This is a genomic window from Magnetococcales bacterium (genome assembly GCA_015232395.1).
In the GTDB taxonomy this organism is placed as follows: Bacteria; Pseudomonadota; Magnetococcia; order Magnetococcales; family JADFZT01; genus JADFZT01.
On record JADFZT010000059.1, the window covers coordinates 20,038 to 31,899 of the forward strand.

General features: G+C 51.0%; 7 protein-coding genes and 1 tRNA gene. 6 read left to right on the top strand and 2 right to left on the bottom strand.

Features of this window, described 5'->3' with window-relative positions; translation table 11 throughout:
- Positions 1–448: 448 nt before the first annotated feature.
- Together trmFO and HQL52_14855 are read left to right on the top strand one after the other, a co-directional pair.
- Positions 449–1,807, top strand: a complete 1,359-nt coding sequence (gene trmFO, locus HQL52_14850; GenBank protein ID MBF0370728.1) for a methylenetetrahydrofolate--tRNA-(uracil(54)-C(5))-methyltransferase (FADH(2)-oxidizing) TrmFO — start codon at positions 449–451, stop codon at positions 1,805–1,807.
- 42 nt (positions 1,808–1,849) lie between these two features.
- Positions 1,850–1,923, top strand: a tRNA-Gly gene (locus tag HQL52_14855).
- Positions 1,924–2,116: 193 nt separating this feature from the next.
- Here HQL52_14855 and HQL52_14860 read toward each other — a convergent pair.
- Positions 2,117–2,935, bottom strand: coding sequence for a metallophosphoesterase (locus HQL52_14860; GenBank protein MBF0370729.1), 819 nt, complete (start codon positions 2,933–2,935; stop codon positions 2,117–2,119).
- Between the two features lie 471 nt (positions 2,936–3,406).
- On the opposite strand from HQL52_14860, the gene HQL52_14865 reads away from it, so the two are divergent.
- Positions 3,407–3,997 carry a hypothetical protein gene (locus HQL52_14865; GenBank protein ID MBF0370730.1) on the top strand — a complete coding sequence of 197 codons (591 nt, stop codon included), beginning with the start codon at positions 3,407–3,409 and terminating at the stop codon, positions 3,995–3,997.
- Between the two features lie 3 nt (positions 3,998–4,000).
- Positions 4,001–4,438, top strand: coding sequence for a hypothetical protein (locus HQL52_14870; protein ID MBF0370731.1), 438 nt, complete (start codon positions 4,001–4,003; stop codon positions 4,436–4,438).
- A gap of 7 nt (positions 4,439–4,445) precedes the next feature.
- On the opposite strand, the gene HQL52_14875 is transcribed toward HQL52_14870, so the two are convergent.
- Positions 4,446–4,592 (bottom strand): hypothetical protein, encoded by a 147-nt coding sequence (locus tag HQL52_14875; protein ID MBF0370732.1) that lies wholly within the window; start codon positions 4,590–4,592, stop codon positions 4,446–4,448.
- A gap of 64 nt (positions 4,593–4,656) precedes the next feature.
- Here HQL52_14875 and HQL52_14880 point away from each other — a divergent pair, with 64 nt between their 5' ends.
- Positions 4,657–10,794: a tandem-95 repeat protein gene (locus tag HQL52_14880; GenBank protein MBF0370733.1), complete on the top strand. Its 6,138-nt coding sequence runs from the start codon at positions 4,657–4,659 to the stop codon at positions 10,792–10,794.
- A 111-nt stretch (positions 10,795–10,905) separates the two neighbouring features.
- A partial coding sequence (locus HQL52_14885; GenBank protein MBF0370734.1) for a hypothetical protein occupies positions 10,906–11,862 on the top strand: 957 nt, incomplete at its 3' end.

Here is an 11,862-nt window from a genome sequence, read left to right on the forward strand (position 1 = left end):
TGAATTTAATCTTTTGAATTTAATCTTTTGAATTTAATCTTTTGAATTTAATCTTTTGAATTTAATCTTTTGAATTTAATCTTTTGAATTTGTTTTACAACCCCCCGGGGGTGTGGGGGCGAAGCCCCCACGGTTTTGATTTTGACTTTAAAGCCTTTGACTCTAAATAATTGTATATCCATGCAATAATAGGCACATCGTGGTCTCTTTGACAAAAAAGCAAAACAACAAAATCAAGACCTTGGGGCTGCGCCCCAAACCCGCTGGAGTTGGTAAAGCAAAATCAAAAGATAAGATCAAAAGATAAAATCAAAAGACAAACCGTGGGCTCTGCCCACACCCGGAAGGGAGATAATCCCCCTTCACCCCTAATAATAAAATCAATGGCAAAACCAACAAGCCATTATAATTTCAAATCACTCCACCCCCTCAGGAAAATATAATCGCCATGAACCACCCCCCCGTTCACATCATCGGTGCAGGCCTCGCAGGCTCCGAAGCAGCCTGGCAACTGGCACAACGGGGAATTACAGTCAAACTTTATGAAATGCGCCCCCACCAAACCACCCCTGCACATCAAACAGCACACTGTGGCGAACTGGTCTGCTCCAACTCCCTGCGCTCCGACGATGCCCAACGCAGCGCAGTAGGCGTACTTCACCAGGAAATGCGAGAACTAAATGGCTTGATCATGGCCGCAGGAGACGCCAACCGAGTGCCAGCCGGAAGCGCCTTGGCAGTGGATCGGGAAGGGTTCTCAGATTGGATTACCAAACGAATTGAATCCCACCCCCTAATCACCCTGGTGCGAAAAGAACTGACCAAGCCCCCCCAAGAAGGCTATACCCTGATTGCCACCGGCCCACTCACCTCCGATCCTCTGGCCCAATGGCTGGAAAACATGCTGGGAAGAAAACGCCTGGCATTCTTCGATGCCCTGGCACCCATCGTTTCCTTCGAATCCATCGATTTTGATATCGCCTGGAAACAATCCCGTTACGGCAAGGGAGAGGGAGACGACTACATCAACTGCCCCATGGACCAAGCACAATACGAAGCTTTTATCGATGGCCTGCTGGATGGGGAAAAAGTGGCTTTTCGAGAGTTCGAAAAAATCCCCTATTTTGACGGCTGCCTGCCCATTGAAGTAATGGCAGAACGAGGCCGGGAAACCCCCCGTTTCGGCCCAATGAAACCAGTAGGCTTGAACAATCCCCACCACAATGGCCAAACCCCATGGGCCGTGGTGCAACTGCGCCAAGATAACAAGCTGGGAACTCTCTGGAACATCGTAGGGTTCCAAACCAAATTAACCCACGGGGAACAAGTGCGGCTGTTTCGCACGATTCCAGGGTTGGAAAAAGCTGAATTCATGCGCTTGGGAGCACTCCACCGCAATACCTTTATCGATAGCCCAAAGCTTTTGACGCCAACCTTGCAGCTGAAAAGCCAGCCGAATTTGTTGTTTGCCGGACAGATTATCGGAGTCGAAGGGTATGTGGAGTCGGCAGCGATGGGTTTGCTGGCAGGATTGTTTCTGACTGACATGATCCAGGGCCGAACCCCATCCCCCCCCCCAGCCACCACAGCCCACGGGGCGCTGCTGAATCATGTGACCAACGGGGTGGAGGGAAAAACAGATTTTCAACCCATGAATATCAATTTTGGCCTCTTCCCCCCTCTTCAGCAAAAACTGGCCAAACGCTTCAGAAAAACCGCCCGCAGCGAACGCGCCCTGAAGGATCTGCAAGGGTGGCTGGAAAGCCCCAACGCCCCGCCAAAGCCCAGAACTGCCGAAAACGGTTGATCCAGCAACTCATTCCCGCTACCCTGCCAAACGATCAACAAAGCGGGCGTCGTCTAATGGTAGGGCCTAAGCTTCCCAAGCTTAAGACGAGGGTTCGATTCCCTTCGCCCGCTCCATATATCCTCGAAAAGGGGTTGGATCTTTCGGTCCAGCCCCTTTTTTTGTTTCATGGGTTGTTTTTCGGATCAGCCTAAACGGCGTTGGATAGCGGCTCGCAGGGTTCTGGTATAGTCGTTGTCGATAGCCCGATCAAGGAGATCGAGCGCCGCCTGGTGCTCTCCCCGCTGGCTCAGATAATCGGCCTCATCGTTATAAAACATGGGTTTTTTGGTTCCAGCGGCGATCTTCCTCCTGAACATTGAACCATCCTTGATGTTCATGGCCATGAAGATGGAGATCAAAGGAGGTCTGTAGCCGTTTTTTGGATGCTTTCTCCTCAGATGGCGTAAACCAACCGAAAGGATGGTGGGTGAGGGCAATGGTCAGATCGGATGATTTCACTTTGTTATGAAGGGTTTTGATTTGCCACTCTCCCCCCAACCAGAGCTTGCCTTTTTCCTCTTTCCGGCCACAAGACCAGGCAGAGTTCAGGCCAGCAATCCCGACAACAACACCATGGATGGAAACAGTCTGGTGGTAGCAGAGGCGATCCGGATCCTGGTTCAAGTGGTCTAAATCAAGGCTTTCGAGCATTTTTTGATAGCCGTGGAGCCGCTTCATGCATTCCCGCCAGTTTCGATCTTTTTGAGCAAGCATCTCGGCGATGCCGCCGGCATCGCGTTTGCTGTTTTCAAGCCACTCTCTCATCGGATCACCAACCTCATCCCGGTCCACATCGTGATTGCCAGGAACAAGAAAAAAGCGATCAGCAGAAAGATCCGGGTAGAGATCCAGTAGTCCCAGAAAAAACAGGGCGGCTACTTCGTTTTGCTCATCCAGCGCACCGCATTCGGCTCGGTCTCCGTGAGCGGCATCACCGGTAAAAAAGATGAGATCAGGCTGGTATCTCTCTTTTAGCTTGTCCAGATCATTCTTCAACGACTCAATAATGGTGTCGGAATCCCAACCATTTTTTTTGGGACAAGCGTGAAGATCGGATAGATGCAGCCAAGTGACCGTGCGCGCCATGGAACCTCCGAAAGTTGCTGACATGATTATAATTTTGAGGATGACCATGAAGCAGACAAAAATCAATCATTGTTTGTACAAGTCTGGAAATATCCAGCTGGCAACGGTCATCAGGAGGAGCCGCGCTACACCCACCAGGAGCTGACCGGATCTGAATGGCTTCTGAAATGTGGTTTCGGAGATAGCTGACGCTCAATTGACGGCCATCGTTTCCGGAGAGTTAACCACAGCGGAGCATAAACCCAAACCTCCTTTCGAGTTCAAACCCTCCTGCACCTGCCTGTTCGCCACCAAACGGTGATTTTGGAGTCCAAACGAGGCTGAAAGAACAACAGCAGGCTGCTATGGAGAAAAGGCCGACTTCCCTGGCATCTGGAGACCCTTCCTGGTGGTTCTCTCCAAAGAACGCTGGTTTTCAAATCGGGAGTGCACCAAAAAAGGCTTTTGGTTTGAGCAGCCAGATAAGTTTTGATGATAGCCAACCAAATGGTTTTGTCTTTCAATGTTTTAAATTTTTTTTTATTCTGGTCGTTGTCAACGCCGTTTGATCAAATATCGATATGCGAGGATCATGAGTACCTGAGGACGAATGGGGGGGATGGTGTTTTTATGTCTCAGATTTTTTCCAGAGCTATCCCTCACGTTCCTGCCAACCTTTGGTTTGATGATGGCGAGACAGGAAAAAACTCCGGGCCCGGTTTCAAAATATTGGGCTGCCTATTTGAAGGCCCGGTTAAAGATGCCTCAGGTTCGGGCTATCGATCTTCATGGGTGGAGGCGATCACGGTGGGCGGCGGCTCTGATGCCTCTTTGAAACCGGAGATCCATTTCACCACTGAGCTTCCCCTCAAAATCGGGGTCACCGGCTACATAGACCGGATCGCTGGTGAGTACCTGGAACTCACGCTTTCCTCCCTCATCACCAACGACAATCAGGCCACCGCCAACGCTACCCCTGAGCACGTTGCATTCATCACCGAATCGGCGCTTGCCAATTTTGGCACGCCAAGAGAGCGACATCGCACCCATCTCCTTCCTTATCGACGCTCATTGGAGGCATGACAGATGACATTTGCCAGATATCTAACAGCAGCCTTCCTTTTATCTTCTGCCTTGGCATTGACATTCCCAAAAAATGTGTCTGCTGATACAGAACTCCCCTCACTCAAAACCATCATCGCACGCATGGTTGAAAAAATGGGAGCCTATCCCGCTACGGAAAACCTTGTTATTCGCGTTACCGATTCAAACACACAAACCACCCGTTATTTAGAAGGCTCCAATGAAGATGGCATTATCGCTTATAATGAAGCGAACGGATTAGTGACTATTGTCGTTGGAAATTTCGATAAGCCTTGGCAGTCAGATGATGTACTTGATGTTGAAATCGGTCTTAAAGAAGAAGGTTGCCCTCCCCGATATATCAGCACAGCTACGATATCCATTGATGAAAAGCCAATCCAAACGTTCAAAGATTCAGAAGATCTTCTTTTGTCCTGGTAGGCCTGACTCAAATGACACCAATACGCTTTTTTGATGGGGATGGCACAAGATGTGATTTTTCAAAAATCATATTAATCGCTTGTTTTTGTTTGTTGCTGGTTTTCGCACCAACAATCAGCTTTGCAACCAACCCACCCAAAACCTTATCAGCCATTATCAAAGGGGTTTCAGGTGACATACCGCCTTGTGATGGCAGTCTGGTTTTTTTGGTAACGGATGTGAATGGGCAGGCATCTGAGCTGGTTTGTGACCAGTCCAACAATGACAACGGCATCATTTACTATAATGATGATAATGGCCTTCTGGCGATCGCAATCGCCAATTTTGACGGCTCCTGGAATGAAGGTGATGAAGTCACCATCGACATTTCACTGGGGAGTTCTGGCCAGGATGACCATGCCTACTATCAATCATCTTTTGTTTTGGATGGAGATTCCCTTCAGATCATCGAGGAGACATTACAGCTGGCCTCTGGCAACGATCCTCCATCCATTCATACCAACGCCATATTGACAGTGAATGAGGGAAGCACAGGGAACATCATCAGCCAGGCTAGCTTGCAAGTGACAGACCTGGACCAAGCCCCCTCGGAGCTGATTTTTTCATTGGTTGCCTCACCAACGAATGGAACCCTGTACAATGACGGTTCTGAGCTTGCCGTAAACGATACGTTCAGCCAGGAGCAAATCAACAACAACCTGATCACCTATGACCATGATGGCTCCGAGACCACCTTTGATAGCTTTTCCGTATCTGTAACAGATGGTGCGGGCGGATCTATTTCCGAAACTGTTTTTAACATATCCATATCTGCCGTCAACGACACCCCATCCATCTCCACCATCGATGATCAGGCGATCAATGAGGATGGTTCCACCGGTGCCCTTTCTTTTACGATATACGATAGCGAAACGGATTCCGCCGATCTTACCTTCTCCGTCAGCTCCGACAATACCGGCCTGGTTCAGACAGACCAGATCGATCTGGGGGGCTCCGGGTCCAGCCGCACCATCACCGTCACTCCCGAAGCAAATGAGAGCGGCTCCGCCACCATCACCATTACCGTCAGTGATGGCACGGACTCGGCAAATATCGCTTTCGATCTGGTAGTAAACCCCATTAACGATACCCCTACCATTTCCAACATCTCAGACCAAAGCAGCGACGAGGATAGCACCACCAACGATATCTCCTTCTCCATCCATGATACCGAAACGGCTTCCTCCAAGCTGGTTCTTTCGGTTAGCTCCAGCAACACCTCGTTGGTCCAGACAGACCATATTATCCTGGCTGGTTCCGGCTCCAATCGTACCGTCACCATCAACCCTGTGGCGGATCAGAGCGGGGTCGCCACCATCACCATCACCGTCAGCGATGGTGAGGATATGGTGAGTGAATCCTTCGATTTGACTGTTAACCCCATCAATGACCCTCCCACCATCTCTTCCATAGACGACCAGATCATCGACGAGGACAGCGCTACTGCACCCATTGCCTTTTCCGTCAATGATGTCGATGCCACGCTATCTGATCTCACGGTTTCTGCCAGCACCGATGACTCAAGCCTGGTCCAGGATGTCCATGTCGTGCTGGGGGGGGCTGGATCCGACCGCACGGTTACCGTTACCCCATTGGCTGATCAGAACGGCGTTGTCACCATCACTCTCACAGTTAGCGACAGCATTGATACAGCGAGTGAATCTTTCGAACTGACCGTAACCCCAACCAACGACGCTCCTTTCCTGGCAAGTTTGAACCCCTTGTCTATCTCAGAAGGCGGGAGCGCCACCATCAGCAATGACTATCTGGATGTGTCGGACCTGGAACAGCAGGATGCTTCGGATATCACCTTCACCCTGACCTCCGCTCCATCCCATGGGGCCCTGTTCCATGCGGATTCCATACTGGCAACCAATGCCACATTCACTCAGGAAGCAATTGATGGGGGCCTCATCACCTATCAACATGACGGATCAGAAACCACTACGGACTATTTTATATTTTCTGTTTCCGATGGTGTGGGGGGCGTTCTTTCATCCACTCAGTTCGACATTTCGGTCGTGCCTGTCAACGATCCACCTTCAGGTATTTCTGAAACCCTGATCCTGGAGGAGGATTTTTCGGTTTCAGGCAATCTGGAGGCATCTGATCCGGAAAACGATCCTTTGACTTTCAGCTTGGTGGATGACGGTCTCATAGGCAGCGTTCAGATTACCGATCCTGGCACCGGTGCTTTCATATACACCCCAAACGCCAATGCCAACGGTGACGATCTATTTTTCTATCAGGTGTTTGACGGGGAGGCCTATTCCGATCCTGTGCCCATAACCGTCACCATCAATCCCATCAACGATGCGCCGGTGGTCGCCGAGGAGATTCCTGATCAGCGTGTAGCGAACGCGAGTGATTTCAGTTTCCAGATTTCTGCCACAACCTTCCAGGATGTGGATGACGATGATTCCCTGACCTTATCGGCGACTCTGGAGGATGGTTCCGATCTTCCCGAGAGGCTGATTTTTTTGCCTGATAACCAAACATTCACAGGGATCCCGGCTGTGGGCGAAGACAGTGCATTTTCGATCCGGGTGACCGCCACCGATTCGGGAGGATTGGCGGTTTCGGATGTCTTTGTCTTGACCCTGTCGAATTTTGTTCTGAACCGTTCTTCCATATCCCTGATGACTGGCGACACATTTATCCTCTCTGTCACTGGCAGCGACAGCGACCCGTCATGGACCCTGACAGAGCCCGCCACAGGCCAATTGAGCCCCTCTATCGGCAGTGAATCCACTTATACCGCTGGTATCATGGAGAGCACCGATCTGGTGGTGGTCACAGGTGCCATCAATGACCAATCTGTCGAGGTGGAAGCGACGATCACGGTTTGGGAACCACTGGTGCTGGAAACCACACACCCCCTTTTTCAGGGAATGGTGGTGAATGGCTCCCAAAGCCTGATGGCCACGGGAGGGGATGGTACTTATAGCTATCAAACCAGTGATGAAGAGATTGCCCACATTGACCAAAATGGAACCGTGACCGCCCTGGCAGTGGGACTTTTCAGCGTCACCATCTCTGACGATCTGGACTATCACGGTGAAAACACCACCAACACCTTCACCACGTCAACCATTGAGGTGATCAATCCCCTGATCCTGACCAGCGCCGATTCCCTTTTGCTTGATACCAGCGACAACACCACCTCTCAGATAACAGCTACCGGGGGGACGGTTGAAGGGGTGTTTATCTATCGATCAAGTAATGAAAATGTAGTCGTAGTAAGCGAATCGGGGTTGGTCACCGTTGTGGGACCGGGTATCGCTACCATCACCATCGTTGATGCCACCTATGATGATATCGAGGCGGATCAATCCATCACGGTACAGGTCAACGGTTCATTGGATATCGTGGCCAACGGCGTCACCATCAGTGGCACCACCCAGACCCTCTCTGGCGGTGCCCCCCTCTCTTTTATTCTCAGTGGTGATGCTGGCAGCTGGACGGTGACCGTTACCGATGGCTACGGGAATGACCTGACCGGAACGACCCTGTCCGTTGCCGATGAAATCTACACCTTCACCCCACCGACCACGGGAGCCTTCGCTGGTGTCTATACCCTGCGTGTATCTGGTGAGGAGGATGGTGTTGAAACGGTGAGCGCCTCGGCCACCATCCACGTCCCTTTTGAAATCACCCCATCGGAGTGGAACATCCTGGAAGATGACGATTCCCAGAGTGTCCGTGTGACTGGTGGGGCTCCCGGCGATCTTTTTGTCTTTGAAACCTTCGATGCCACTGGAGGCCTGGACTTGGAGAGCCTGCCCACGATTTCAGAGTCGGCCATTGCTGAGGAAGATAGCGAAAACGGCAACCCGGCTGTGGCGACGATTTTTCCCGCAGATGTCGAGGTGATCACCCCATTTTCTGTTCAGGCCACAACGGATCAGGCTGCTCTGGCCGATGTGGAGGCGCTCAAATCGATCACCATCGACCTCAACGTCATTCCGGTTGAAACCATCACCTTTATCGTCACCGATGCCGAGTCCGCAGAGGCAATTTTCGATGCGGTGGTGGAGTTGACCGAGCCATCCTCGGTAAAAAATGAACTGGAAGCGATGGAACCCGGGTCATCAATCCAACGAACCGATGCTTCAGGCGAGGCCACTTTTTCCAATCTGGGAGAGGGGGAATATGTTTTTTCGGTGGAAGGCGATATCCCTGGACTCTATCTGGGGCAAAAAGTGGTGGTTTCGGAAGGTGAAACATCCGTAGCGGTGATGCTCTCCCCCATTGGAGCGAACACGTTGACCTACACGGGCATCGTGGAGATGGCTGACGATGCGGATATTGATATAGCTGAAGCCGAGGTGGTCGCACTGGTAACGGATCTGGATGGAAAAACAATGGAGATCCAGGGCGTTGTCACGCCGACCACAGCAGGAAATGGCGGAACTGGCACATTCGAGTTGATCATCGATATGGATCAGTTCGTGGTGACCGGGTTTATGGCCGTGGCTCCGGAAGGGGTATCTGATTACAAGGATCCTCCCGAAGATGGAGAGCTTGAACTGGGCACGTTCACCATTGAGCCGCTTCCTGTTGAGATAAACGAAGAGGCCTTTGAGACCATTTCAGCCTCCTTCGAAGCGGGGGATCAATCCGATACCTTCGAGGTGGATATTTCGGAGGATGCCTTTGAGCTGATTGAAACCATCAACCAAAACATCGACGACCCCGATGTCACCGTCGATAGCGTGGTGGTAGTGACCTTGCCGGAGGCGGGAGAGACCTCTGAAAGCGTTGATGAACTCTATTCGACCAGCGCGACGGTCGAGGAAAATGAGCCCATCGTTCAGGTCTTCATGGATGGGGATGAGATTGTCTCCGCCCCGGTGGTGTATCCCCCGCTTTCCGAACCGGCCTCCGGGCCGCGCACCGAAGATAGCGGAACGACCCAGCCCATGGCGGTGGGAGAGGATATCGGGACCAATTTTGAGTTGGATGAGATGGAGACGGTGCAAAACGTCCTCATTCAACTCCCCACCGATGCCTTCAATACCGAGGTGGATGAAATTTTCACCTCTGTCCACGCCGCCAGCGCCGATCCGCAAGCGCCCACCGCTGGTCTGGCTGATCTCACCGGGGGTGAATTGGTGGAGATCGACATGGTGGTATTCAATGAAAACAACGCGCTTCTCTCCACAAGTGGTTCGGATAATGATTCCACCGAGTCGGTTTTGAATGCAGTAAACATTTCGCTTCCCCTCAATACATCTGCGTTGGAGGGGGCCGGGTTCAGTGTCGAAACCACAGCTCAGGCTTTTGAGAGTGGCCAACTCGCCATCTGGACAGCTCCTTCCATTGCCGACTTCGAAGGGGGGAATGACCTTGCCATCGTGCCGGATGCCAACTATGTAGCGGTCACCGGAACCATTGAATTTACTGTCAGCCACTTTTCCGCATTTGGGGCAGGACCGGGTATCGCGGGTTTGGGTGCACCTTCTGCTTCAGTGGGCAGCGTCGAAAGTGTCGTGGCAATGGATGCGTTCGATTTTTCCGAAGATCCGGAGGAAAACTTTGAAAGCCGCACATTTCCCAACGGATTCCAGGCGTTCCAGGTAACCGGCTTGGATCCCGGCGGATGCACGGTGGTGAGCATTGTCGCACCAAAACTAACTTCATCCGATCATTTGAACGGTGTCATCAAGTTTGGCCCCACGCCGGAATATGGGGAGACCCCTGCTGATGATACCGATCATTGGTATGCCTTCCCGGAGTGGGATGGTCGTGAGGATGGCGTGGGCTGGGAGTTGGACACCTCATCGGCCAACCAGACCATGATCAAACTGCATCTGTGTGAGGGGCAGTTGGGAGATGATGATCTTGAGAGCGTGGGGGGCGATGAGCTGGATGGCACGATTGTAGATGCCTGGGGCGGATCCTACCTGCAAGAAACGCAAGTTGCTGCAACCAAAGCGGAGAGTGGGCGCAATTGCGTCTTCCCCAACGGTGAGTGCCTGGTCAGCGCCTGCTTCATTGCCACAGCAGCGCATGGCTCCCCGGATGCCCCGGATGTGATGCTGTTGAGACGGTTTAGAGATCGCTTCTTGTTGACGAATGTTGTAGGTAAAAAATTTGTTACGTGGTATTATGAAAACTCCCCGCCAGTAGCTGGTTGGTTAAGAGGCCATGAGGGGTTGAGGGTTGTTGTACGCATCACTCTGCTTCCACTTGTTGGGTTGAGCTGGGTATTGTTGGAAGGGGGGATATGGGTGCAGGGAGTGTTGCTGGGCATGCCGTTTTTGATGCTTGTGGCTTGGTTGGTTCGGCGAAGGAAAGTTGCTTTGAATTTGTGATGTCTATCTTTCAAAACAAAGAAGTTGATGGCATATGGATAGGGTTTAAATGTAGAGCCTGCGGGGAAAACATTCACAGCTGTTCGTCCATTTTTGCGGAGAAAACTTGCAATGTTTTTTATTAGGCTTGCCCTCATTTTTTTGTTGCAGATTTCCTTTCCTGTGCTGGCTTATTCGGCAAGCTCAGGTGTCCGTTGGGATTTTACATCATCGATAGAAAGTTGGACTGTACGTGACAGCAATACACATCTTACGCATAGTTCAGATAATGGTGGGCAGCTCAATGTTTATATGTATGGCAGTGACCCAGCTATTGTCAGTCCAGACATATCAATGGATGCAGATTCAAATGAAATCATCAGAGCCTATATTTGGACATACTGCCCTGATCTGAATGCGCAGCTATATTTCAAAAGATCAGGATCAAGCAGCACTTATTCAGGTGATAGTATTTCTTTGAGTTCTGGACCAAGCGGTGGAACCTACGAATTTGATATGAGTAGTAACTCAAACTGGTATGGGACAATCACCCAAATTCGGATTGACCCAGCAGGTAGCTGTGGAAGCACCGAAACCTATGGGTATGCAGCATTTAAGTGGATCGAATCTGATGATGTAGTGCCAGTTATTGCACCAACACTTGTCAGTCCAATTGATGGTGAGACAGTTAGTTCGTCTGATTCAACGGTAACTCTGGAATGGAACCAAGTGAGTGGGGCTGTAGGCTATGAGCTTTGGGTTGATGGAATCGAGGTGCTTGTTGGAAGCGGAAGCACTACGAGCAAATCGGCTACTTTAGGTTATGGTCCCCATCAATGGAAGGCCAGGGCACAAAACAGCTCAGGAGATTATGGCTCCTGGTCCTCATCCGAATCTTTTACTCTATCTGAAAGCGCCTTATCCCCACCAACACTGGTCAGTCCAATTGATGGTGAGACAGTTAGTTCGTCTGATTCAACGGTAACTCTGGAATGGAACCAAGTGAGTGGGGCTGCAGGCTATGAGCTTTGGGTTGATGGGCTCGAGGTGCTTGTTAAAAGCGGAAACACGACGAGCAATTTGGCTACT

What these genes read in the sequence shown, in the direction of transcription:
- trmFO (MBF0370728.1), top strand. Translation starts at nt 449, where the DNA reads ATGAACCACCCCCCCGTTCACATCATCGGTGCAGGCCTCGCAGGCTCC.
- HQL52_14860 (MBF0370729.1), bottom strand. Translation starts at nt 2,935, where the DNA reads ATGGCGCGCACGGTCACTTGGCTGCATCTATCCGATCTTCACGCTTGT.
- HQL52_14865 (MBF0370730.1), top strand. Translation starts at nt 3,407, where the DNA reads ATGATAGCCAACCAAATGGTTTTGTCTTTCAATGTTTTAAATTTTTTT.
- HQL52_14870 (MBF0370731.1), top strand. Translation starts at nt 4,001, where the DNA reads ATGACATTTGCCAGATATCTAACAGCAGCCTTCCTTTTATCTTCTGCC.
- HQL52_14875 (MBF0370732.1), bottom strand. Translation starts at nt 4,592, where the DNA reads ATGGCTGATAAGGTTTTGGGTGGGTTGGTTGCAAAGCTGATTGTTGGT.